The sequence below is a fragment of the Bacillus sp. FSL K6-1284 genome (assembly GCF_038002625.1).
In the GTDB taxonomy this organism is placed as follows: domain Bacteria; phylum Bacillota; class Bacilli; order Bacillales; family Bacillaceae; genus Bacillus; species Bacillus paralicheniformis.
Window position 1 is genome coordinate 3,038,257 of record NZ_JBBOCW010000001.1, and the last position, 23,721, is coordinate 3,061,977.

A 23,721-nucleotide genomic window follows, 5' to 3' on the forward strand; every position below is an offset into this window, starting at 1 on the left:
GGCTTCACCACATTTTTATCAATGCATTAGGCATGGCTGTTTTGATAATCCGGTATATAAAGGATCTGTCCCTCTTTTAATTCCTCGTCAAGGGAAAGGGAATTCATCCGGATGAGCTGCTGGACATTAATATCATAGCGCTCGCACAAAAGATCAATGGTATCGTTTTGCTGAACGATGCACATCCTCATTCGAGTAAACTCCTCCTCTCCCTGTTTTGTAAACAGCTTTGTCAAATAGAGAGCATTGTCATTCTCCTTCGCTGACACTTCCTGGTCGTCTGCTGCCGGCATCTCATCTCTTTCTTCTTCAGGCTCCGTCTGCTCATGAAACGAATATTCCGGGATTTCAATGGTATGTCCGGCTTCCTCTTCTTCATCAATCGCTTCTGCTTTCTGTGTCACTTCAACTTCAAACGTCTCAGGCTCCCTGTCATTCTGGTCTTCCTCCAAAAGAGGCGGAACACCGTAGAACGGGGTTTCTTTCGGTTCATCATGAGTTTGATAAGCCCTTTGGAGCGGCTCCGGCTCTGCTTCCGCTTCTTCCCTTTTTAACTCGTATTCTTCCGGCTTTGCTTCTTTCTCCTCTTTCAGCTCATATTCTTCCGGCTTTGCTTCTACTTTCTCCCTTTTCAGCTCATATTCTTCCGGCTTTGCTTCTACTTTCTCCCTTTTCAGCTCATATTCTTCCGGCTTTGCTTCTTTCTCCTCTTTCAGCTCATATTCTTCCGGCTTTGCTTCTACTTTCTCCCTTTTCAGTTCATATTCTTCCGGTTTTGCTTCTACTTTCTCCCTTTTCAGCTCATATTCTTCCAGCTTTGCTTCTACTTTCTCCCTTTTCAGCTCATATTCTTCCGGTTTTGCTTCTACTTTCTCCCTTTTCAGCTCATATTCTTCTTCCGGATGTTCAAGAGCGGCGTCTTTTGGATTTTCCATTTCACGCTTCGTCCGCTCTGCCGCAGACAAAGACGCTGTAAAAAACGGCTTTGTTTCCTCTGTATCGTCTCCGAGAAACGACTGGTAAATCGGAACCGCTTCCGCATCGGTATCAGTTTCTTCTGCTTCTTCATACGGCTGTTCTTCGTCCTGCTCTTCATAAGACCTGTCAAGCTGAATCAAAAATTCTTCCTCTTTACCCTGTTCTTCGTCGTTTGAAGGTGATCTGAAGGCAGGCTCAAGCTCCTCTTCCGACTGGACGGCCGCAGGCATAGTACGCGGTTCTTCTTCTCCGGCTTCACCGCTTACATTCAAGAGGCCTTCAATCGCCAAATCAGCTTGAATCGTCAGCATCCTCGCATCTGTCAGCTGATAATCGAAAGCGTCAATAAAAACAAATACGTCGTTTAAATGATTGACCTTGTCTTTCGGGATAGTGATATCCACTGGGAAACAATGCGTCAGCTCTGCGCTGCCGTCCCCTTTCAGCTTTACATCTTCCACAAATCGGCTTGTCGCAGGCAGCTCTGCATATTCCCGGGTTTGATCTATGTTGTATTCGCCTGTCAGCTCTAATGACCCTCGTATGGATACATAATCATTTACTTCCTGAACGGTAATGTCAGGATCCAATGAAATCGATAATAATTCGGATACTTCCTGTCCTTTTTGAAAACAGATTGACTCTTCTACAGAAAATTGCAAACGATTGTTTTGCGGCAAACTGATATCCTCCCTTCACCTAATTTTTAAAATTAGATGTCAGTAAAGATGTATGAGAAAAGCAGGCAGAATATGAACAGAAAAATCATAAGCCGTTACCGGCACCATGCAAAAAAGAGCCGCCGGCAATGTCCGGCAGCCCTTTTCTTTATCTGGAGCGGCTGATTCTTTCGAATACGCGTTCAGCAGCTTGAATCGTATGCTCAATGTCGTCATCCGTATGAGCGGTTGACAAGAACAGCCCTTCAAACTGTGAAGGCGGGAGAAACACGCCTTCATCGGCCATCCCTTTATAATATTCGGCAAACAGTCCGAGATCAGACTGTTTCGCTGTATCATAATTGATGACCGGTTCATTTGTGAAGAAAAAGCCGATCATAGACCCCGCTCGATTAAATGTACACGGAATGCCATTTTTCCCGGCAGCTTCAGAAATTCCTTTTTCCAAACGGTCTGCTTTGCGGGAGAATTCCTGGTAGGATTCAGGAGTCAGCTGTTTCAATGTTTCAAGTCCGGCTGTCATGGCAAGCGGGTTGCCGGACAGCGTGCCGGCCTGATAGATCGGACCGCTCGGCGCAATTTTCTCCATGATTTCCGCCTTTCCTCCATAAGCGCCGACAGGAAGACCGCCGCCGATCACTTTTCCGAGGCAAGTCAAATCAGGCGTCACTCCGAAATAGCCTTGCGCACAGTTGTAGCCCACCCTGAAACCTGTCATTACTTCATCAAAAATCAGCAGAGCACCATGCGTCTCAGTCAGCTCGCGAAGCCCTTCGAGGAACCCTTTAACCGGAGGTACAACACCCATATTGCCCGCGACAGGTTCAACGATAACGCCGGCAATGTCCTCTCCGAATTCCTGAAAGACAAGCTTCATGCTTTCCAGATCATTGTAAGGAACGGTAATCGTGTTTTTTGCAATGCTTTCCGGAACTCCGGGACTGTCAGGGAGGCCGAGCGTTGCTACTCCAGAGCCCGCTTTAATCAGCAGGGAATCACCGTGTCCATGGTAGCAGCCTTCAAATTTCACGATTTTGTTACGGCCTGTGTAACCGCGCGCCAGCCGCAAGGCGCTCATCGTCGCCTCCGTACCGGAGCTTACCATCCGAACGATTTCTATGGAAGGAACACGGTCGATGACAAGCTCGGCAAGCTCGGTTTCCAGTTCTGTCGGTGCACCGAAGCTTGTCCCGTGTTCTGCCGTGTTTTGAATTTCTTTCACCACTTTTTCATTGCTGTGTCCTAAAATAAGCGGTCCCCATGACAAGACATAATCAATGTATTCGTTTCCGTCAATATCATAGATTTTTGATCCTTTTCCCCGCTCCATAAAAATCGGGTCCATGTTCACTGATTTAAAGGCTCTGACCGGGCTGTTCACCCCGCCAGGCATGACTCGTTGCGCCTCTTCGAATGCCGCTTTAGACTTCTCATAGCTCCGCATCCTCTAAAACCCCCAGTTCAAATTCTTATTCCGAAATCCATTTTGCCGCATCTTTTGCAAAGTACGTAATGATCAAATCAGCGCCCGCCCGTTTCATGCTTGTCAGCATTTCGAGAACAAGAGCTTTTTCTTCAATCCAGCCGTTTTGGGCCGCGGCTTTGACCATCGCATACTCCCCGCTTACATTGTATCCGACAACAGGCAGGTTAAATTCGTTTTTCACTTCTCTGACGATATCAAGATATGAAAGCGTCGGCTTGACGATCAGGAAATCGGCGCCTTCTTCCACATCGGATTTTGCCTCCCGGAGAGCCTCCCTGCGGTTGGCATAATCCATTTGGTACGTCTTGCGGTCGCCGAACTGCGGACTGCTTCCCGCGGCATCGCGGAACGGGCCGTAAAACGCGCTCGCATATTTTACAGCGTACGACATGATCGGCACATTTGTAAATCCTTCCTGATCAAGCGCATCCCTGATGGCGGCAACGAAACCGTCCATCATGTTTGAAGGCGCAATAATGTCAGCGCCTGCACGGGCTTGGCTGACAGCGGTTTTTGCCAAAAGAACGAGCGATTCGTCATTTAGTATTTCACCGTTTTCCACAAGGCCGCAGTGACCGTGGTCCGTGTACTCGCATAGGCATGTATCTGCGATAACGACAAGCTCAGGAAAGTCTTGTTTAATTTGCGCAATCGCTTTTTGAACGATGCCGTGGTTGTGATAGGCTCCGCTTCCCACATCATCTTTGTGTTCAGGCACGCCGAAGACGATCACAGATTGAATGCCGAGGCCTGCGACTTCCTCCATTTCCTCTTTCAGCCGGTCCAAAGACAGCTGGTATACGCCCGGCATGGACGGAACTTCGCTTTTAACGTTCTCTTCCTCGGTTACAAATATCGGATAAATGAAGTCAGATGCTCTTAACTCGGTTTCTCTTACCAATTTTCGCATACCTGCTGTCGTCCGCAGGCGGCGGTGTCTTTGAAATGATGCTTCCATTTGTCATTCTCCCTTTCTTGAAATGCGGCATATTTCACGCAGCATTCCGTCGATTGTATAGACGTCCGGCATATATGAAGGAATTCCGTAGTCCGACAGCGCCTTCTTTGTCATAGGCCCGATCGTAATAAAAGCCGTACCGTTCTTTTCGGCCCACGTTCTGCTCTCCTCTTTCAAAATGGACATGAATGTATGTACCGTCGAGGAGCTGGTAAATGTCACAAAATCAAAAGACGCGTGTTTTGCTGCTTCCTTAAGCTCCAGAATTCCTTTTTCATCATGAACGGTTTCATACAAAATCCATTCCGAAACTTGAATTCCGAGCGGAGTGAGGGTTTTCTTGATGACGTCCCGGGATAAATTTCCTTTTAAAACGGCCACTTTATCATGACGGCCGACATTTCGCTTCAGTGCCTCCGCCAAATGTTCAGCCACGTATAACTCAGGCATCAGATCGACAGAAAGACCCCTGTCGCGCAAATACCTGGCCGTTTTTTCACCGACAGCGGCAACCTTGGCCTTTGATGCGAAAGGAACGCTGAACCCGGCGTTCTTTAAATAAGAAAAAAAGAATTTTGCCCCGTTCACGCTTGTAAAAACAAGCCAGTCCGCGCTTTCAAGATCTGCTCGAAAGCGTCGGACCTGTTCTCGCGGGAGGGCGGGCCGAAACGAAATCAATGACGTTAAAACAGCTTCTCCGCCCAAAGCCTCCACCTTTTCCCTGAAGGATTGGGCTTGGGCTTTATTGCGGGTGACGAGCACTTTCTTTCCCTGTAAAGGAAGATCATGCTTCATTGTCTTCCAGCTCCTGTTTCACACGGTCAATCAGTGCCTTTGCTCCTTTTGCCGACATGACCGCCGCGCATTCTCTGCCGACAGCCTCCGGATCTTTTCCTTTTACTGTTTCTCTGTATGCGGTTTTTCCGTCAGGCGATGCCACAAGACCGGTCAGTTCGATGACGCCGTCTTCGTCCATCGTCGCAAATCCGGCGATTGGCACTTGGCAGCCGCCTTCCATCGCATGAAGAAAAGCGCGCTCGGCCGTGACGGTCAGCTGTGTGTAGCGGTCGTTCAGGCGCGAAAAGAGGGACAGCAGCTCCTCATCCGAGCCTCTGCACTCGATCGCCAACGCGCCTTGCCCAACGGCGGGAAGGCAGCTCTCTGGATCAAGAAATTCGGTGACGACATCGTCCTTCCAGCCCATTCTTGACAGGCCTGCCGCTGCTAAAATAATCGCGTCGTAATCTTCGGTTTCAAGTTTTTTTAACCTTGTATCGATATTTCCCCTGATCCACTTGATCTCAAGGTCGGGGCGCATTTGCAAAAGCTGCGCGCTTCTTCTGAGGCTGCTCGTGCCGATAACCGCACCTTGTTTCAGGTCGGCCAGCTTTTGACGGCTTTTTGAAATGAGAACGTCCCTGGCATCTTCCCGTTTTGGAATGCAGCCGACCACCAGCCCTTCGGGAAGCGCCGACGGCATGTCCTTCATGCTGTGAACGGCCATATCAATTTCCCCGGAAAGCATCGCCTGTTCGATTTCTTTGACGAACAGGCCTTTCCCGCCGACCTTTGACAGGGTAACATCCAAGATCCGGTCGCCTTTTGTAACGATTTCCTTTATTTCAAACGTGAAATCCGGATTTAATTCCTCCAGCTTTTTGATCACCCATTTTGTCTGGGTCATCGCCAATTTGCTTCTTCTTGAGCCTACAATGATGTTTCTCATGTTTTCTTCCTCCCAATCCGTCACGGGCAACCGTTTTAACTAACTAAACCAATGAAATTGCGAAAAGCTGCCGAGCAAAAAGAAATTGATTAAAAGAACAAGAAAAGACGCGGTATTCCACATGGCCGCGATCCTTCCCTGCAGCTCTTTGACAATCCTGATAAATAAATAGTATCCGTATAAAAAAAGCAGCACGATCGATCCGAGCACTTTCGGATCCGCCCAGTACAGGGTTTCAAGCGATACATACGACCAGATAATCCCCAGAATCAGACTCAGCAAAAGCATGGGAACGCCGATGAGATTAAGGACATAAGCCATATGATCAAGTTTTGGCAAATCTTCGATTCGTAAGAGCCATTTCCCCCACTTTTTCTTTTTCAATAAACGGTACTGAAAAAGATACAGCACGGAAAAGACAAACGACAATGAAAACGCTCCATACGAAAGAATCGCCATTGTAATGTGGATGATCAAGAGCTCGGACACGAGCCTTCCCGAAAGCTCCGCCGACTGCTGGGCCGTCGGTGTAAACGTGTGGATCGCCGCCATTGAAAAGCCGATGAGATTGGTGAAAAAAACGAGAAATTCCACTTTCAAAAGCTTCGTCAAAACGAGAGACAGCGTGACAAGCACCCACGCGTAAAAATAAAGCCCCTGTGCATTATTCAAAACAGGAAACTGATCTGTGTACTGCATGAAATAAAAAAGGTATACCGTCTGCAGAATCCAGACAATAGAAAGCAACCAGAAGGCCGCTTTTCCCGCCTTCCGGTTGTGCTGTAAAAAGTCTATAAAATAAAAGAGGACGGTGAGCGCGTACAACACGATTGTAACTTCGTTAAGCCTTGCTAACAATGTGTCTGTCATGTCTGTCACTCGCTCGCGATAGAAGTCAAACCCTGCTGGTTTTGCCGCTTAAACGCATGAACCGGCTGGCGTTCGTCTTGATTCTCTCCGTCAGGAAAAGCCGCTTCTTCAATATCAAAAATCTGCGTAAACAGCGCAAGCTTTTCTTCGGCATCAGCTTCTGACGCAAACTCCTTCACTTTTAAAATCGGGTCGCGCAAGAGCTGGTTGATAATGCTTTTCGTATGCTTGTTTAAAAGTTTTTTCTCTCTTGTGCTCAAGTGAGGGAGCTTCCGTTCGATGCTCTGCATCGTTTCCGCCTGGATTGTCAAAGCTTTTTCCCTGAGAGCAGAGATGACCGGCACGACGCCGAGCGTATTCAGCCATTGTTTAAAAGCGACGATCTCAGCTTCAATAATCAGCTCCACTTCTTCAGCAACGGCCTGACGCTCCTTCAGATTTTCTTCCACGATCCCTTCAAGATCGTCAATATCGTACAGAAAGACGCCTTCCACATCGCTGAGAGCCGGGTCAAGATCCCGCGGCACGGCAATATCCACCATAAAAAGCGGACATCCTTTGCGAAGCTTATTGACATGTTCGATCATCTCTTTTGTGACGACATAGCCGCTTGCGCCCGTTGAACTGATGAGAATGTCGGCTTCCATTAAAGCGCATTGCAGCTCATTTAAGCTTTTCGCCGCGCCTGAAAAACGGCCGGCAAGCTCCTTCGCTTTTGAAAATGTTCTGTTGATCACGGTAACCTGTCCGATTCCGTGGCCGTGCAGGTTTTGAACCGCAAGCTCTCCCATTTTGCCCGCGCCGAGAATCAGCACGTGTTTATCGGAAAGGTCGCCGAAGATTTTCCTGGCAAGCTCGACGGCTGCATAGCTGACGGATACAGCATTTGAAGCAATGTCCGTTTCGGCATGGCAGCGCTTCGCGACGGTGACAGCCTGCTTAAACAAATAGTTGAAAACGGTACCAATTGTCTTCTCTTCCTGAGCCAGCTTAAAACTTGTACGCACTTGGCCTAAAATCTGCGTTTCTCCAATAACCATCGAATCCAATCCGCACGATACGCGGAACAAATGTTCAACGGCTCCGTCGTTTTCATAAAACTTCAAGTAAGGCGAAATGTCCTCTTTGCTTAGTCCGAACCAGTTCGCCAAAAACATTTTCATATAATAACGTCCGGTGTGCAGCTGATCAACGACTGCATACAGCTCTGTCCGGTTGCATGTCGACACGATGATATTCTCAAGTATGCTTTTTTCTTCTTTCAATTGCGACATCGCCTGCCCCAGCTCATCCGGCTGAAAGGTTAACTTTTCACGTATATCAACAGGGGCTGATTTGTAATCCAATCCCACGACAAGTATATGCATAACTCTTGCTTGCACCCCCAGCATCTATCTAAATTAGAATGATTATAATATAGAATTTATTATTCAAAACGATTATAACATATATTCACTATTTTCTCTTCCCAAAATGTGAACAGATTTTAAAAAATTGATGTGATATAGTAGAAAATGTGTTTCTATTTCTTTCACTACATCAAGAAGGTGATACTTTGAAAAAGAAATCTGTTTTGCTTCCATTGCTGTTGATAGCCGTGGCTGTCTACGCCTTTCTGCGGTCGGGCCGGATCAACCTGTTTGACGGACAGGAAGAATGGTCTGTACTTGCGGGGCTCATCGGGCTGGCTCTTTTTTATCAGGGGCAGAAGGAAGCCGATTCCGCCCATTCCTTTGCAGGGCTCTTCATGACAGCGATCGGTGTTTATTTCACATTTAAAGAGGACTATTTCAGCCGCGCGGATGATTTTGCGGTCATCGTGCTGATCCTCGGTGCGGCACTTCTTGTCAAATCGTTTAAGACGAAAGAATATCAATATGAGAGTCTGCTGATGATCGCAGTCGCCCTCTATCTTTATTTTTTCCGGCAGATTGCCGCCTGGCTGAAGACGGCGAATATCGAGACGGCATATGTAGAAGCTTATTGGCCGGCCGCTTTTATCGCGGTTAGTCTGCTTTTATTATTCTTAAAAAGAAAATAGTTTATTCAAGAAAAAGCACTTGCATCAATCCCGCAAGTGCTTTTTCTTTTATCTCGCGATCATTTGCTCGATCGCCGACCACGCTTCTTGTTTACCCTTTTTCGTCTCGGAGGAAAACAAGATGAGCTTGTCTTCTTTTTCTATATTGAGCGTCTCTTTGACGACTTTGGCATGCTTTTCCCATTTACCTTTAGGGATTTTATCCGCTTTTGTCGCAATCACGATCACAGGAATTTCATAATGCTTTAAAAAGTCGTACATCATCACATCATCCTGTGAAGGGGCATGTCTGAGGTCGACAATTTGAACGACCGCTTTCAGTTCTTCGCGGGATGTCAAATACGTCTCTATCATACGGCCCCAAGCCTCGCGCTCCGTTTTGGAGACTTTCGCAAATCCGTAACCGGGCACATCGACAAAGTGAAGGACATCGTTAATGATATAAAAATTTAATGTCTGTGTTTTCCCCGGCTTTGATGATGTCCTCGCTAAGTTTTTACGGTTGATCATTGTATTGATAAATGACGATTTTCCGACATTAGATCTCCCGGCAAGGGCGATTTCCGGCAGCCCCCCTTCAGGGTACTGCTCGGGTTTCACCGCACTGATGACAATCTCTGATTTCGTTACTTTCATTTCTCTTCTCCTACTAGCGCATGCTTTAGAACTTCGTCCAGGTGAGCGACAGGAATGAAGGTTAAGCCTTCCCGCACGCTGTTTGGAATGTCCTCAATGTCTTTTTCATTATCTTTCGGCATAATGACAGTCTTTAAGCCGGCACGGTGTGCGCCGAGCGCCTTTTCCTTCAAGCCGCCGATCGGAAGGACGCGGCCTCTTAACGTGATTTCGCCGGTCATGCCGACATTTCGTGAAACAGGTCGGCCCGTCAGCGCCGAAACAAGAGCTGTCGCCATTGTGATCCCCGCGGATGGCCCGTCCTTCGGAACGGCCCCTTCCGGCACGTGAATGTGAATATCGTGTTTTTCATGAAAATCAGGGTTGATGTTTAACTCTTCCGCTTTTGAACGGACATAGCTGAATGCGGCTTGTGCCGACTCTCTCATGACATCGCCGAGCTTTCCGGTTAAAATGAGCTTGCCTTTCCCGGGGGAAAGAGACACTTCGATGGACAGCGTATCTCCGCCGACCGTCGTGTAGGCAAGACCTGTGACAACGCCGATCTGATCGTCGAGCTCAGCCTGTCCGTACCTGAACATTCTTTTTCCTAAATAGTCTTCAAGGTTTTTGTCCGTGACCGTAATTCTTTTTCTTTCCCCTGATACGATCAGCTTCGCCGCTTTTCTGCATATCGCTGCGATTTGGCGTTCAAGACTTCTGACGCCGGCTTCCCTCGTATAATAGCGAATAACATCAAGGACAGCCTGCTCCCGTATTTGCAGATTGGATTTTTTCAGACCGTGTTCTTTCAGCTGTTTTGGAAGCAGATGGTCTTTGACGATTTCGACCTTTTCCACTTCCGTATAGCCCGCGATCGTGATGATCTCCATACGGTCTCTGAGCGGACCCGGGATTGTGGCCAGGTTGTTCGCGGTCGCAATAAACAAAACCTTTGATAAATCAAACGTCTCTTCAATATAATGGTCGCTGAACGTATGGTTTTGTTCAGGATCGAGCACTTCCAGCATCGCTGAAGCAGGATCTCCCCTGAAATCCGAAGCCATTTTATCAATCTCGTCCAAAAGGAACACGGGATTGTTCTTGCCTGCTTTTTTCATCCCCTGAATAATGCGGCCCGGCATGGCGCCTACATATGTGCGGCGGTGGCCGCGGATTTCGGATTCATCCCTCACGCCGCCAAGGGAAATGCGGACAAATTTGCGTCCGAGCGATTTGGCGATCGATTTGGCCAGCGAGGTTTTTCCGACACCCGGAGGTCCGGCCAAGCATAAGATCGGTCCTTTTAACGAGCGGGTCAGCTTTTGGACTGCCAAATATTCGAGAACCCGTTCTTTCACTTTTTCAAGTCCGTGATGTTCTTCATCAAGAATTTGACTGGCGAGATTTAAATCAAGCCTGTCTTCTGTTGCATCATTCCATGGGAGGGAAATAAGCCATTCAATATAATTGCGGATGACAGAACTTTCAGCTGAGCTTGATGGGATTTTTTCGTACCGGTTTAGCTCTTTAAACGCGGTTTCTTTCACATTGTCAGGCATGCCGGCCTGTTCGATTTTCTCAGTCAGCTTTTGGACCTCGCCCGTTTTTCCTTCTTTATCGCCAAGCTCTTTTTGGATGGCTTTCATCTGCTCGCGCAGGTAATACTCCTTTTGCGTTCTTTCCATTGAACGCTTGACGCGCTGCCCGATCTTCTTTTCAATCTCAAGGACTTCTTTTTCGTTGTGAATCAGGTCGATCACTTTGTTTAATCTGGCTTTGACATCGATCGTTTCCAGCACTTCCTGCTTGTCTTTCAACTTAAGCGGCAGGTGGGAGGCGACGATATCGGCCATTCTTCCCGGCTCTTCAATATCTGTCACAGCGGCAAATGTTTCAGCCGATATTTTTTTCGAAATCTTTATGTATTGATCGAAGTGGTCAAGCAATGTGCGCATGAGTGCTTCATCTTCAACATCTTTTTCAGTCTCTTCATCGATTCGTTCGATTTTTACAGACGTATATTCATCTAAATCATGGTACTCAAGAATGCGGGCGCGCTGCAGCCCCTCCACCAAAACGCGGATCGTTCCGTTCGGCAGCTTGAGCATCTGCTTGATTTTTGTATAGGTTCCGAATGTAAAAATCTCGTCTTCATCCGGTTCGTCTATGGATATGTCCTTTTGTGTTGCCAAAAAGATCATATGGTCATTCATCATCGCCTGTTCAAGCGCCTGAACCGACTTTTCACGCCCGACGTCAAGGTGCAAAACCATCGTCGGATAGACGAGTAAACCTCTTAAAGGGAGGAGCGGGATGTTTCGTTTCGTTTCATCTGCCATTTTGACTGACACCTCCGTAACTTTAGTATGAACCATTATAATATACTTTTTTTATCCCTGTACAATTGTAAGCCCGGCGAAATAAAAAGGGTCTCCTGTAGTATACCCTTTCTTTCAGTTCTGAAAAAGGAAAAGATGTCCTCCGCTAAGAAAACATGCCGGCGCCTGTCGGAGAAAACCGGCCCGAAAAAAATCCCCATCTGAAATGATGGGGATTTATACGGATTCTCTTTTCATCTGAGCGCCGTCAGGCATTTCTGAAGGAGGGTTGACCAATGCAAGGTCCAGCACTTCCTGCAAGGTTTTGACGGGAATGATATGTACGCCTTCTATCCGCTTTAAAATCGACTGGACATTTTCATGCGGAATAATAACCGTTTTTGCCCCCGCATGCTTGGCCGCTTTGATTTTCGGAATCACGCCGCCGATCGGCTTTACCCGGCCGTTCAGGCTGATTTCCCCCGTCATGGCGACAGTATGGTCTATCGGAACCTTATGAATGGCGGAGAAAATGCCCGCCGCCATGGCAATTCCTGCAGATGGTCCGTCAACCGGGATACCGCCGGGGAAATTCACGTGAATATCATAATCCGAAGCTTTTACTCCCATTGTCCGCAATACAGTCATGACATTTTCGACCGACCCTTTCGCCATGCTTTTCCGTCGGATCGATTTTGACTGGTTGCCGATATTCTCTTCTTCTGCGATGCCTGTGATATTAATCGATCCCTTATCAGCAGCCTTGTTGACTGTGACTTCAATTTCGAGCAGCGAACCGCTGTTAGGGCCGTGGACGGCAAGTCCGTTGACGATGCCGACCTGCGGTTTGGAGGCGATTTTTTGTTCGTATTTCGGTGTCAGCTGGCTCGAATGGATCACCCATTCGATATCTTCAACCGTCACCTCGTCGCGCTCTTCAGTCAAAGCCATTCCGGCGGCGATTTGCATCATATTGACGACTTCGCGGCCGTTTCTCGCATACCGCGTCAACAGGTCAAGTCCTTCCTCTGCGACTTTCTTCTGAATCTTATCAGCCGCTTTTTTGGCGACCGTTTTTAATTCTTGCTTTTCAAGGTCGCGGAAGAACACTTCCAGACATCTCGACCGAATCGCTGGCGGGATTTCGTCAGGCATCCTCGTCGTCGCGCCGATCAGTCTGAAATCCGCTGGCAGCCCGTTTTGAAAAATGTCGTGGATGTGTTTGGGGATTTGCGTGTTTTCTTCACTGTAATAGGCGCTTTCCAAAAACACTTTCCGATCTTCAAGCACCTTCAGCATTTTATTCATTTGAATCGGATGAAGCTCTCCGATTTCGTCGATGAATAATACCCCGCCGTGCGCATGCGTAACGGCTCCCTGCTTTGGCTGAGGAATTCCGGCCTGCCCCATCGCTCCGGCACCCTGATAAATCGGATCGTGGACCGATCCGATCAACGGGTCGGCGATTCCCCGCTCGTCGAAGCGGGCCGTTGTCGCGTCAAGCTCGACAAAGACGGAATGTTCCTGGAACGGTGAGCGCTTGTTCTTTTTCGCTTCTTCGAGGACAAGCCTTGCAGCTGCGGTTTTCCCCACACCTGGAGGGCCGTAAATAATGACATGCTGCGGATTTGGTCCGCAAAGGGCGGCTTTCAGCGCTTTAATGCCGTCCTCTTGGCCGACGATGTCTTTAAAAGCTGTCGGCCTTACCTTTTCTGATAACGGTTCTGATAAATGGATTGATCTCATTTTCCGGAGCTGTTCCATCTCTTTTTTGGACTCTCTGTCTATCGTAACCTTTTGGGTTCTTTGATTCTTGAGCAGATTCCAAAAATATAATCCGATGATGATCCCGAAAAATAGTTGTACAAAAAGTGCAATGCTCGTCCAGCTCAACTGATGGTCCCTCCTGAAATGGTTTCGTATCTTTAAGTATGTCAGATAGTATTTCCTGATCACGGAGGGAATAAACGTACAGAAAGGGATAATTTTGCTTTTGGAAACCGTCACTTTTTTCTGTATGGCGACGGTTTCCAAATGCAAAAAAAGAACCTCCTTTGGCTAGGAGGTTCTCTTCATTATGCTGAAGTTTTTTTGTCTTTATTGACGACCGTGCCGTCTTTCATAATGAGACGCGGCGGTTCGCCGTCAGTGACGGTTTTGCCTGTAATCACGCATTTTTCAATATCCTCGCGGGACGGCAGATCGAACATCACGTCGAGCATGATTCCTTCGATAATGGAACGAAGTCCGCGTGCTCCTGTTTTACGTTCAATTGCTTTTTTAGCGATTTCTGTGAGCGCTTCGTCTTCAAATACAAGCTCCACATCATCCAGCTCAAGCATTTTTCTATATTGTTTAACAAGTGCGTTTTTCGGTTTTGTTAAAATTTCAACCAGCGCTTTTTCATCGAGTGGTTCAAGGCTTGCGATGATCGGGAGACGGCCGATGAATTCAGGGATCAGACCGAAGCGAAGCAAGTCTTCCGGAAGAACTTTGGAAAGAAGCGCTTCTTTTTCAAGATCTTCATGCTTGTTGTCAGAGCCGAAGCCGATGACCTTTTGACCGAGACGGCGCTTGATGATTTGCTCGATTCCGTCAAAAGCTCCGCCGCAAATGAACAGGATGTTGGTTGTGTCAATCTGGATGAACTCTTGATGAGGATGCTTTCTTCCGCCTTGTGGAGGAACGCTTGCAACCGTACCTTCAAGAATTTTAAGCAGAGCCTGCTGAACGCCTTCACCTGATACATCGCGTGTAATTGAAGGGTTCTCGGACTTTCTGGCCACTTTATCGATTTCATCGATGTAGATAATGCCTTTTTCCGCTTTTTCAACATCGTAGTCAGCAGCCTGAATCAGCTTAAGCAAAATGTTCTCCACATCTTCACCGACATAACCTGCTTCAGTAAGCGAAGTGGCATCTGCAATGGCAAACGGCACATTCAGGATGCGGGCTAGTGTTTGAGCAAGAAGCGTTTTTCCGCTTCCAGTCGGTCCGATCATGGAAATATTACTTTTTGACAGCTCGACATCATCGACTTTGCTGTTCGAATTGATCCGCTTGTAATGATTGTAGACGGCCACGGCAAGGGATTTTTTTGCCTGGTCCTGGCCGATGACGTATTCATCAAGAATCTCGCGGATTTCCTTTGGTTTTGGGACATCTTTGAACTCCACTTCTTCTTCAGAGCCGAGTTCCTCTTCTACAATTTCAGTGCAAAGTTCGATGCACTCGTCACATATATATACGCCTGGTCCGGCGACAAGCTTGCGTACCTGATCTTGTGTTTTTCCGCAAAACGAGCATTTTAATTGTCCTTTTTCCTCGTTGAATTTAAACATTCTTTCACCCCTTATATCCTTGTCATTCCTGTTTCTTCGTTAAAAGAAACATCGCTTGAAAACATTCGTTCCATTATGTATTGCATTTTACCACACTTTCCAAAAAGGCGATAACGTTGTGTTTGCCGTTCGGCATATTCAATATGTATGTTGATCAAAACGACATTATCTATCCTTTCCCAAAGAAAAGATGATAAGTCAAAATTGTATAAAACAAGGCACGAAACATTCGCGCCCTGTTTTATATAAAGTATGATTATGAAACATATTAACGGTTTTCTACAAGAAAATCAATTGCTTTGCGAACTTTTAAGTCCTCTTTCATTCCTTCTGTAGAACCGATTGCTTGTTTGATGTTTTCAACAGGCATGTTGTACGCTTCAGCCATTTTAGAAAGCTCTTCTTCGACTTCTTCGTCAGTGACTTGAAGGTTTTCAGCTTTGGCGATCGCTTCCAGTGTCAGGTTGGATTTCACGCGTTTTTCAGCATCCTCTTTCATTTGCTCTTTCAGCGCGTTTTCATCCTGTCCTGAGAATTGGAAGTAAAGCTCAAGGTTCATGCCTTGCATTTGCAGACGCTGTTCGAATTCTTTCATCATGCGGTCAAGCTCTGTGTCGATCATCGCTTGAGGAATGTCAGCTTCAGCGTTTTCAGCTGCTTTTACGACAAGCTCTTCGCGAAGTTTAGCGTCCGCTTCGTTTTCTTTTGCTTCCTCGAGACGTTTTTTCGTTTTTTCAGTCAGCTCGGCAAGCGTTTCAACTTCCTCATCGACATCTTTCGCAAACTCGTCATTAAGCTCAGGAAGCTCCTTCGCTTTGATTTCGTGGATTTTCACTTTGAATACGGCAGGTTTGCCCGCAAGCTCTTCCGCATGGTATTCCTCAGGGAATGTTACTTCTACGTCTTTTTCAGCACCGGCTTCAAGTCCGACAAGCTGATCTTCAAAACCTGGAATGAAAGAGCCTGAACCGACTTCAAGGGAATAGTTTTCCGCTTTTCCGCCTTCGAACGCTTCGCCGTCTACGAATCCTTCGAAGTCAAGAACAACAGTGTCCCCTTCTTCCACTTTGCCGTCTTCTTTTACAACGAGTTCAGCCTGGCGCTCTTGAAGAGACTTCAGTTCATTTTGAACGTCTTCATCCGTTACGGCAGTATCGTCTTTTTCAATGCCAAGGCCTTTGTATTCGCCAAGTTTCACTTCAGGCTTAACCGTTACCTTCGCAGTGAAGATCAGGTTTTCGCCTTTTTCGATTTTTTCCACATCGATTTCCGGGCGATCAACAGGCTCAATGCCCGCTTCCTCTACCGCTTTCGGATACTCGACAGGAAGCAGGATGTCCAGCGCATCCTGATAAAGCGCCTCAACACCAAAACGCTGTTCAAACAAACCGCGCGGTACTTTCCCTTTGCGGAATCCAGGAATGGATACTTGCTTTACGACTTTTTTAAATGCATCATCAAGGGCTTTATTAAAGGTATCGGCATCTACCTCAACCGTTAAAACGCCTTCGTTTCCTTCTTGCTTTTCCCATTTTACTGACATGTGTTTCCCTCCAAAATCTATTCAGGTTGTGTCGGTTTTCCATTTTAAAACAAACAAACGGCTACGTCCATCGCAAGCTGCCGACTGTGTGCAGCTCATGTGTTTCTGACAGCCATCATTATGTATACAAAGATAAATAATGAACTTTAAGCGGCAAACGGATCAACTTCCGTTTTTCACAAATGCAACCACTATATTATAACACAATGCCCGCTGCTTTCAACATTTACAAATAAGAAATTTCTTCTATGTCTTTGATGAGCGCGCAGGCCTCGTCAAGCTGTCTGTCATTGAATTCATAGAGAATATGAAGCTCCTCTTTATCGATGTCGATCCCGTGCATTTCGTATCCGACTTTATGCAGCGCAGCAGCCCAGAGCTCGCGGTTTGAGTATTTCGGCTGAAACGGATAGAGGACGTAAATATGCCTTCTCCACAGCTCTTCGACCGCTTGGTACAGCGTGGGATTTTCATTCCCCAGCGTGTCATCCAGCACGCTCAGAACATGCTTTAATATCGGCATATCATCCGGCTTGACTGTCTCTGTCGGATTAATTGTCATCGAATCGCCAAATTTTGCGACAAGTGTCGGCTTTTCATGGTCTGACTCGGCCAAAAGCTGGAGAATCATCGTTTTTACGACAGGATGCGCGCTCGGATTTTGCAAAATTGTTTTCAACAAGCCGATATAGCTTGTCAGATTGCGGTCCTTCAGTCCGTGAAGAAGCTTAACCTGCTCTTCCGTGTCATTCAAAAGCCTTTCCTGATCAACCTCCTCCGTCTCGGGAAGGTCTTCGGTGATATCCTCAGGTCCGGGGTCTTCCGTCATCTTGCGGCTGAAATCAAGCAGTTTATAAAACTGTTCCGCGCTTTCAGGAGGCAGCTTATTTTCTTCGAGTACAGCTTCAATCGTTTCTTTTACTTTTTCGTATTGTCTGAGCTGGATTAAAATCGTCATATAGACTTGTAAAACGGTAAAATAATGGCCGTGGCCTTCTTTCAGCATTTTTTCACAGATGCCTTTCGCTTCTTCAAGCTCGCCGATTTCCAGCAGGCAGATGGCCATTCCCAGATAAATATCCGATTCCTCGTCATCATAGCGCTTCGCTTCAGAAAACAGCCTGAGCGCTTCATGGTAATTCTTTTCTTTAAGCGCGGCCATCCCTTTGTGCACTAAACGCTCCTTAACGTTCGGGAACGGGATGATCTTCGAGTTTTTCTTGTCATGCTTCATTTCTAAGTTCCTTTCAGGCACTTATTTTTTAACAAGTGTATCAACCCGGCCCGCTAAACACAAGAAAGAACCGGCGGCAGTATGCTGCCTTCAGCAAAAAAAAGCCTCCGATCTACATCGGACAGCTTTTTTATGCTTGCAACCAAGAACTTCTCTGTTTCTCAAATTGTTCGATTTCTTCTTCAAGGAGCAATGTTAAAGAAATTTCATCGTAACCGTTCAGCAGCATCTCTTTCCAATGCGGATCGACCTCAAATGCAATCTGCTGCCCGGCGTGGTCTGTTATCGTCTGTTTTTCAAGATCGACAGTCATCGGCAAAGACTGATGTTCATACTGTTCAGCAAGCACTTTCCACGTCTCATAAGGAAGGCGGATCGGCAGCATGCCGTTTTTGAAACAGTTTTGGTGAAAGATATCGGCAAAAGACGGCGCGATAATGATTTTAAATCCGTAGTCGTCTAGCGCCCATGGGGCGTGTTCCCTTGAAGAGCCGCAGCCGAAGTTTTCGCCGGCGATTAAAATCGAAGCGCCTTTGTATTCCGGCCGGTTCAGCTCAAAATCAGGGTTTGGATCGCCGTTATCCAAATACCTCCAGTCAAAGAAAGCAAAGCGGCCGTATCCCGTTCTTTCGATCCTCTTTAAAAATTGCTTCGGAATGATCTGGTCCGTGTCTACGTTGATTCTGTTTAGCACCGCCGCTATTCCGGTATGGGTCTTTAATGGCTCCATCTTGTCACTCCTCTATACAGCTGTTGTCTCTTGGTAATATTTTCTGACATCGACAAAGCGTCCGTGAATCGCGGCCATCGCGGCCATCGCCGGGCTGACGAGATGCGTCCTGGCCCCTTTGCCCTGTCTGCCTTCAAAATTGCGGTTGGAAGTGGAAGCACAGCGCTCTCCTTCAGGGACAACATCGTTGTTCATGCTCAAACACATGCTGCATCCCGATTCTCTCCATTCAAAACCCGCTTCGATGAAAATCTGGTGAAGCCCTTCATTTTCAGCTTGAATTTTGACGCTTTGCGAGCCGGGAACGACGATCGCTCTGACGCCGTTGGCGACTTTTTGGCCTTTTATCATTTCAGCAGCCTGGCGAAGATCTGTCATGCGCGAGTTGGTGCATGAACCGATAAAGACGTGCTCGATTGTAATGTCCTCGATTTTTTTATATGGTTCAAGACCCATATATTCATATGCGCGCTGCGCTTCTTTTTTATCGTCTTCCTGAGAGAAGGCCTCAGGGCCTGGAATCGTTTCATCAACCGGCAGCACCATTCCAGGGTTGATGCCCCACGTCACCATCGGTGAAATCGCGCTTCCGTCCATCACGATCGTCCGGTCGTAGACCGCCCCCGGATCGGTTCTCAGATTCTTCCACTCTTCTACAGCTTTCTCAAACTCTTCGCCTTTTGGCGCATATTTTTTCGTTTTGACATATTCAAATGTTGTTTCATCCGGTGCAATCAATCCTGCTCTTGCCCCAGCTTCGATTGACATGTTGCACACCGTCATCCGTTCGTCCATCGACATGTTTCGGAATACTTCGCCGGTATATTCAATGACATAACCCGCACCGAATTTAACCCCGTATTTTCCGATGACCGCCAGAATGACGTCTTTAGCCGTCACTCCTTTTTGCAGTTTGCCGTCAACGCGGATTTCCAGCGTCTTCGGTTTTTGCTGCCAAAGCGTCTGCGTTGACAAGACGTGCTCCACCTCGCTCGTTCCGATTCCGAAAGCGAGCGCACCAAACGCTCCGTGTGTAGATGTATGACTGTCTCCGCAAACGATCGTTTTGCCCGGCAGCGTCAGCCCCAGTTCAGGCCCGATGACATGGACGATCCCCTGGTCGACGCTTGACAAGTCTGCGAGGCGGATGCCGAATTCTTCGCAATTCCGTTCGAGCGCACTGACCTGCCGTTTGGCGACATCATCTTTAATCTCAAACCGATTGACAGTCGGAATATTGTGGTCCATTGTGGCAAACGTATTTTGAGGCCGTCTGACTTTTCTATTCTTTTGCCTTAGGCCTTCAAAGGCCTGGGGTGACGTTACCTCGTGTATCAGATGCAGATCGATATAGAGAAGGTCAGGCTTCCCTTCACCTTTTTTAATCACGTGTTGATCCCAAATTTTTTCGATGATCGTTCGAGGCATCATCTTTCTTCCTCCCTCTACCAATATCCATTTTCCTTAAACGTAAGCGGTCATGATGTTTGAAATGGCATTGTCGTCTGCCAGCGCAGCTTTTACTTCCCCTGTAATCGATTGAGTCGTGGAATGTTCCGATCCTTTTGCCAGGTCCTTCGTCCGCTTACCTGCCCGGAGAACTTGATCGACTGCGTGTTCAACAGCTTTCGCTTCAGCTTCAAGACCGAATGACGTCCTGAGCATCATAGCCGCGGACAAGATCGCCGCAAGCGGATTGGCTATGTTCTGCCCCGCGATATCAGGGGCCGAGCCGTGGACAGGTTCATATAGATGAAGTCCGGAGCTTGATAAGCTTGCCGACGGCAGCATGCCGAGCGACCCAGTCAGCATCGATGCTTCATCGCTTAAAATATCGCCGAACATGTTTTCAGTCACGATAATGTCAAACTGTCCAGGCGCATAAATGAGCTGCATCGCTGCATTGTCGACGAGCATGTGCTCAAGCTTGACGTCAGGAAACTCTTTCGCTACTTCTTCCGCCGTCTTGCGCCATAGTTTGCTTGACTCAAGGACGTTCGCTTTATCAACTGAGGTCACTTTGCCTTTTCGTCTCTGCGCCATTTGGAAGGCCTCCCTGATGACCCTTTCCATTTCCGACTTTTTATAAAACAGCGTGTCAACGGCTTCTTCCTCGCCGTTCTGATTGACGTACTGCTCGCTAGGCTTTCCGAAATACAGGCCGCCAGTCAGCTCGCGAACGATGACAAAGTCAACACCTTCGATATATTCAGCTTTTAACGGAGAAGCTCCCGCAAGGCTTTCAAATACTTTAACAGGCCGCAGATTGGCAAAAAGATCGAGCTGCTTGCGGATGGCGAGCAACCCTTTTTCAGGCCTCAGCTCAGAAGGATTTTGATCCCATTTCGGCCCGCCTACTGCTCCGAGCAAAATGGCGTCCGCAGCTTTGCAGGCGGCGACAGTTTCCTCGGGAAGCGGCGCTCCCGCCTCATCAATTGCCGCTCCGCCGATCAGGCCGTATTCAAATTCGAATTCATGCTGATAATGTTCAGCAACGCTTTTCAGCACATCAACAGCCGCGTCCAATACTTCGGGACCAATTCCGTCACCGGGCAAAAGTGCGATTCGTTTTTTCAAATTCAACAAACTCCTTCCTTATTACTGTTATGATCCTACAGCCGCCTGTTTTGACAATCCTTCCGTATTCGTCTTCAATACGAGATAGCGGTTCACTGCGTTCAAGTAAGCTTTGGCAGATGCTTCGAGAACATCCTGGGCGACTCCGCGTCCTCCGGATTCTTTTCCGTCGATCATCACCCTGACGTATACTTGCGCGAATGCATCCTGTCCCTTGCGATTGGATTGAATCCGGTAATCAAGGAGCTGGACTTCTTTATCCATACAGCGCTTCAGCGTGTTGTACACCGCTTCAACACTTCCCGCTCCGGTCGCCGCTTCCTGGATGATCTGATCCGTTTCCTGATCTTTAAGGGAAACCGTTGCTGTCGGAACCTGCGAGGTGCCGTAATGAACCTGCAGCGAAATAAATTCATAGCCGATTTTGCGGTCTGCCGTTTTCTCCTCGAGAATCAGCGAGATGAGATCTTCATCCGTAAATTCCTTTTTCTTGCCGGTAAGTTCTTTAAAGATGTTAAAAAATTTGTTGATTTCTTCTTCTCCAAACTGGAATCCGAGGTTTTGCAGCTTATCTTTAAATGCGTGGCGCCCTGAATGCTTTCCGAGGACAAGCGCATCCGTTTTTACGCCGACAAGCTCCGGAGAAATAATTTCATATGTTGTTTTTTCTTTTAAGAAGCCGTCCTGGTGAATGCCTGATTCGTGGGCAAAGGCATTATCGCCGACGACCGCTTTGTTCCGCGGCACGGCCATGCCGGTCAGTTTGCTCACTAAATCACTTGTCCGCTTAATCTCATTCAGCTGAATCGTTGATTCCGCCTGGTAGAAATCTTTTCGGAGATAGAGGGCGACGGCGATTTCTTCAAGAGAGGCGTTCCCCGCTCTTTCGCCTATGCCGTTGATGACCGATTCGACTTGATCCGCTCCGTTTTCAATCGCAGCCAAAGAGTTGGCGACAGCCATGCCTAAATCATCGTGGCAATGGGCTGAAAGCGTGACTTTGTCAGCATTGCGGGCATTTTCTTTAATATAGCGGAAGATATTTCCGTACTCGGCGGGCGCTAAATAACCGACCGTATCCGGAAGATTGACGACGTCCGCTCCCGCGGCGATCACTTCGCTGACGATCTCGGCTAAAAACGGAAGGTCGGTCCGGCACGCATCTTCGGCAGACCACTGGACGATCGGGAAGCGTTCTTTGGCGTATTTCACCATTGCGACCGCCTGTTCCAGAACCTGTTCGCGCGTTTTTTTCAGCTTATATTTTAAATGGATGTCAGAAGTGGCGATAAAAATGTGAAGCCTTGGTTCAGCCCCGTCTTTGAGCGCTTCCCACGCCGAATCGATATCTCCTTTGACAGAGCGGGCAAGCCCCGTTACCGAACAGTTTTTAATCGTCCTTGCGATTTCTTTTACTGCGTTGAAATCCCCGGGGGATGAAGCGGGGAAACCCGCTTCCATAATGTTGACCCCGAGTTTTTCAAGCTGCTGGGCGATCGCCAGCTTCTCCTGCGTGTTTAAATTAACGCCCGGCGACTGCTCACCGTCACGGAGTGTCGTATCAAAAAAGTTAATTTTTCGCACCGGCTACCACCGCTTCCTTCTTCTTGCCCTGCTTGACAAACGGCATCATTTCGCGAAGCTTTCTTCCGACCACTTCGATTTCGTGTTCGTTTTCGCTTGTATTGATGGCGTTGAAACGGGGACGGTTGACTTGGTTTTCGACGATCCATTCTTTCGCGAATGTACCGTTTTGGATGTCTTTCAATACTTCTTTCATTGATGCTTTTACCTTCTCATCGACGACGCGCGGGCCTGATACGAAATCTCCCCACTGCGCTGTGTCTGAAATCGAATATCTCATGCCTGCTAAACCTTCTTCATACATCAAGTCGACGATGAGCTTCAGCTCGTGCAGACACTCGAAGTATGCGAGTTCAGGCTGATAGCCCGCTTCTGTCAGCGTTTCGAATCCTGCTTTGACAAGGGAAGTCAATCCTCCGCACAGCACCGCCTGTTCACCGAAAAGGTCGGTTTCAGTTTCTTCTTTAAATGTTGTTTCAAGAACACCGGCTCTTGCTCCGCCGATCGCTTTAGCATAAGCAAGGGCTTTGTCTTTCGCTTCCCCTGTGACATCCTGATAGATCGCAAACAGCGCCGGAACCCCTGCACCTTGTTCAAACGTTCTTCTGACAAGATGTCCCGGTCCTTTAGGAGCGACAAGGAATACGTCAACATCTGCCGGAGGCACGATCTGATGGAAATGAACGTTGAATCCGTGGGCGAATACGAGTGAATTGCCCGCTTGAAGTCCGTCTTTAATTTCCGCTTCATACACTTTTTGCTGCTGTTCATCCGGAAGAAGCACCATAACGATGTCGGCCTGTTCTGCCGCTTCTCTTACCGTGAAAACTTGATGGCCGTCTTCCTCTGCTTTAGCAAAGGATTTCCCTTTTCTGACGCCGACAATGACGTCCACTCCGCTTTCTTTCAGGTTCAGTGCGTGCGCATGGCCTTGAGAGCCGTATCCGATTACCGCTACTTTTTTGCCTGCCAATACGTTTTCTTTGATATCACCGTTATAATATACTTTTACCATTTCAATCTCTCCCTTTTTATGT

At 47.6% G+C, this 23,721-nt stretch carries 19 protein-coding genes; 1 reads left to right on the plus strand and 18 read right to left on the minus strand.

Going from position 1 to position 23,721, the window contains the following annotated elements:
• Positions 1-26: 26 nt before the first annotated feature.
• From MHB72_RS15575 to hemA, 7 genes are all read right to left on the minus strand, one after another.
• Entirely contained in the window at positions 27-1,658 is a 1,632-nt protein-coding gene (locus MHB72_RS15575) for a LysM peptidoglycan-binding domain-containing protein (protein ID WP_216919844.1), read from the minus strand.
• A gap of 148 nt (positions 1,659-1,806) precedes the next feature.
• Entirely contained in the window at positions 1,807-3,102 is a 1,296-nt protein-coding gene (hemL, locus tag MHB72_RS15580) for a glutamate-1-semialdehyde 2,1-aminomutase (protein ID WP_020452460.1), read from the minus strand.
• A 25-nt stretch (positions 3,103-3,127) separates the two neighbouring features.
• Entirely contained in the window at positions 3,128-4,102 is a 975-nt protein-coding gene (gene hemB / locus MHB72_RS15585) for a porphobilinogen synthase (RefSeq protein WP_020452461.1), read from the minus strand.
• Between the two features lie 3 nt (positions 4,103-4,105).
• On the minus strand, positions 4,106-4,897 hold the full coding sequence (locus MHB72_RS15590; protein WP_216919841.1) for a uroporphyrinogen-III synthase: 792 nt from the start codon (positions 4,895-4,897) through the stop codon (positions 4,106-4,108).
• Positions 4,887-5,828, minus strand: coding sequence for a hydroxymethylbilane synthase (gene hemC, locus MHB72_RS15595; RefSeq protein ID WP_023855431.1), 942 nt, complete (start codon positions 5,826-5,828; stop codon positions 4,887-4,889). Before hemC ends, MHB72_RS15590 begins: the two co-directional genes overlap by 11 nt.
• 39 nt (positions 5,829-5,867) lie before the next feature.
• Positions 5,868-6,698: a cytochrome c biogenesis protein gene (locus MHB72_RS15600; protein WP_020452464.1), complete on the minus strand. Its 831-nt coding sequence runs from the start codon at positions 6,696-6,698 to the stop codon at positions 5,868-5,870.
• A 5-nt stretch (positions 6,699-6,703) separates the two neighbouring features.
• Positions 6,704-8,065, minus strand: coding sequence for a glutamyl-tRNA reductase (gene hemA, locus MHB72_RS15605; protein ID WP_020452465.1), 1,362 nt, complete (start codon positions 8,063-8,065; stop codon positions 6,704-6,706).
• Between the two features lie 188 nt (positions 8,066-8,253).
• Between hemA and MHB72_RS15610 the strand changes: the two genes are divergently transcribed.
• The gene (locus MHB72_RS15610; protein ID WP_035338224.1) at positions 8,254-8,739 is read left to right on the plus strand and encodes a hypothetical protein; all 486 of its coding nucleotides are present in this window, start codon (positions 8,254-8,256) and stop codon (positions 8,737-8,739) included.
• Between the two features lie 48 nt (positions 8,740-8,787).
• Here MHB72_RS15610 and yihA read toward each other — a convergent pair whose 3' ends face one another.
• The 11 genes from yihA to ilvC form a co-directional block, all read right to left on the minus strand.
• Positions 8,788-9,375 (minus strand): ribosome biogenesis GTP-binding protein YihA/YsxC, encoded by a 588-nt coding sequence (gene yihA / locus MHB72_RS15615; protein WP_075752023.1) that lies wholly within the window; start codon positions 9,373-9,375, stop codon positions 8,788-8,790.
• Entirely contained in the window at positions 9,372-11,696 is a 2,325-nt protein-coding gene (gene lon / locus MHB72_RS15620) for an endopeptidase La (protein ID WP_020452468.1), read from the minus strand. Before lon ends, yihA begins: the two co-directional genes overlap by 4 nt.
• A gap of 216 nt (positions 11,697-11,912) precedes the next feature.
• Positions 11,913-13,568: an ATP-dependent protease LonB gene (gene lonB, locus MHB72_RS15625; protein WP_035338220.1), complete on the minus strand. Its 1,656-nt coding sequence runs from the start codon at positions 13,566-13,568 to the stop codon at positions 11,913-11,915.
• Positions 13,569-13,750: 182 nt separating this feature from the next.
• Positions 13,751-15,016, minus strand: coding sequence for an ATP-dependent protease ATP-binding subunit ClpX (gene clpX / locus MHB72_RS15630; RefSeq protein ID WP_003184083.1), 1,266 nt, complete (start codon positions 15,014-15,016; stop codon positions 13,751-13,753).
• Positions 15,017-15,284: 268 nt separating this feature from the next.
• Positions 15,285-16,559 carry a trigger factor gene (tig, locus tag MHB72_RS15635; protein WP_020452470.1) on the minus strand — a complete coding sequence of 425 codons (1,275 nt, stop codon included), beginning with the start codon at positions 16,557-16,559 and terminating at the stop codon, positions 15,285-15,287.
• Positions 16,560-16,785: 226 nt separating this feature from the next.
• Entirely contained in the window at positions 16,786-17,793 is a 1,008-nt protein-coding gene (ddcA, locus tag MHB72_RS15640) for a DNA damage checkpoint antagonist DdcA (protein WP_023855434.1), read from the minus strand.
• Between the two features lie 130 nt (positions 17,794-17,923).
• Entirely contained in the window at positions 17,924-18,523 is a 600-nt protein-coding gene (leuD, locus tag MHB72_RS15645) for a 3-isopropylmalate dehydratase small subunit (protein WP_026579127.1), read from the minus strand.
• A 12-nt stretch (positions 18,524-18,535) separates the two neighbouring features.
• Positions 18,536-19,954, minus strand: coding sequence for a 3-isopropylmalate dehydratase large subunit (leuC, locus tag MHB72_RS15650; RefSeq protein WP_216919839.1), 1,419 nt, complete (start codon positions 19,952-19,954; stop codon positions 18,536-18,538).
• Between the two features lie 33 nt (positions 19,955-19,987).
• A complete protein-coding gene (gene leuB, locus MHB72_RS15655) occupies positions 19,988-21,100 on the minus strand; it encodes a 3-isopropylmalate dehydrogenase (RefSeq protein WP_023855435.1) in 1,113 nt (370 codons plus the stop codon).
• 27 nt (positions 21,101-21,127) lie between these two features.
• Positions 21,128-22,684 (minus strand): 2-isopropylmalate synthase, encoded by a 1,557-nt coding sequence (locus tag MHB72_RS15660; protein ID WP_026579125.1) that lies wholly within the window; start codon positions 22,682-22,684, stop codon positions 21,128-21,130.
• Positions 22,671-23,699 (minus strand): ketol-acid reductoisomerase, encoded by a 1,029-nt coding sequence (gene ilvC / locus MHB72_RS15665; protein WP_020452476.1) that lies wholly within the window; start codon positions 23,697-23,699, stop codon positions 22,671-22,673. Before ilvC ends, MHB72_RS15660 begins: the two co-directional genes overlap by 14 nt.
• Between the last annotated feature and the right edge of the window lie 22 nt (positions 23,700-23,721).

Excerpts from the sequence above, each read along its gene's own strand:
- clpX (WP_003184083.1), bottom strand. The coding sequence starts at position 15,016 with ATGTTTAAATTCAACGAGGAAAAAGGACAATTAAAATGCTCGTTTTGC.
- hemB (WP_020452461.1), bottom strand. The coding sequence starts at position 4,102 with ATGGAAGCATCATTTCAAAGACACCGCCGCCTGCGGACGACAGCAGGT.
- ilvC (WP_020452476.1), bottom strand. The coding sequence starts at position 23,699 with ATGGTAAAAGTATATTATAACGGTGATATCAAAGAAAACGTATTGGCA.
- yihA (WP_075752023.1), bottom strand. The coding sequence starts at position 9,375 with ATGAAAGTAACGAAATCAGAGATTGTCATCAGTGCGGTGAAACCCGAG.
- lon (WP_020452468.1), bottom strand. The coding sequence starts at position 11,696 with ATGGCAGATGAAACGAAACGAAACATCCCGCTCCTCCCTTTAAGAGGT.
- MHB72_RS15600 (WP_020452464.1), bottom strand. The coding sequence starts at position 6,698 with ATGACAGACACATTGTTAGCAAGGCTTAACGAAGTTACAATCGTGTTG.
- hemL (WP_020452460.1), bottom strand. The coding sequence starts at position 3,102 with ATGCGGAGCTATGAGAAGTCTAAAGCGGCATTCGAAGAGGCGCAACGA.
- tig (WP_020452470.1), bottom strand. The coding sequence starts at position 16,559 with ATGTCAGTAAAATGGGAAAAGCAAGAAGGAAACGAAGGCGTTTTAACG.
- leuD (WP_026579127.1), bottom strand. The coding sequence starts at position 18,523 with ATGGAGCCATTAAAGACCCATACCGGAATAGCGGCGGTGCTAAACAGA.
- leuC (WP_216919839.1), bottom strand. The coding sequence starts at position 19,954 with ATGATGCCTCGAACGATCATCGAAAAAATTTGGGATCAACACGTGATT.
- MHB72_RS15590 (WP_216919841.1), bottom strand. The coding sequence starts at position 4,897 with ATGAAGCATGATCTTCCTTTACAGGGAAAGAAAGTGCTCGTCACCCGC.
- hemA (WP_020452465.1), bottom strand. The coding sequence starts at position 8,065 with ATGCATATACTTGTCGTGGGATTGGATTACAAATCAGCCCCTGTTGAT.
- ddcA (WP_023855434.1), bottom strand. The coding sequence starts at position 17,793 with ATGAAGCATGACAAGAAAAACTCGAAGATCATCCCGTTCCCGAACGTT.
- hemC (WP_023855431.1), bottom strand. The coding sequence starts at position 5,828 with ATGAGAAACATCATTGTAGGCTCAAGAAGAAGCAAATTGGCGATGACC.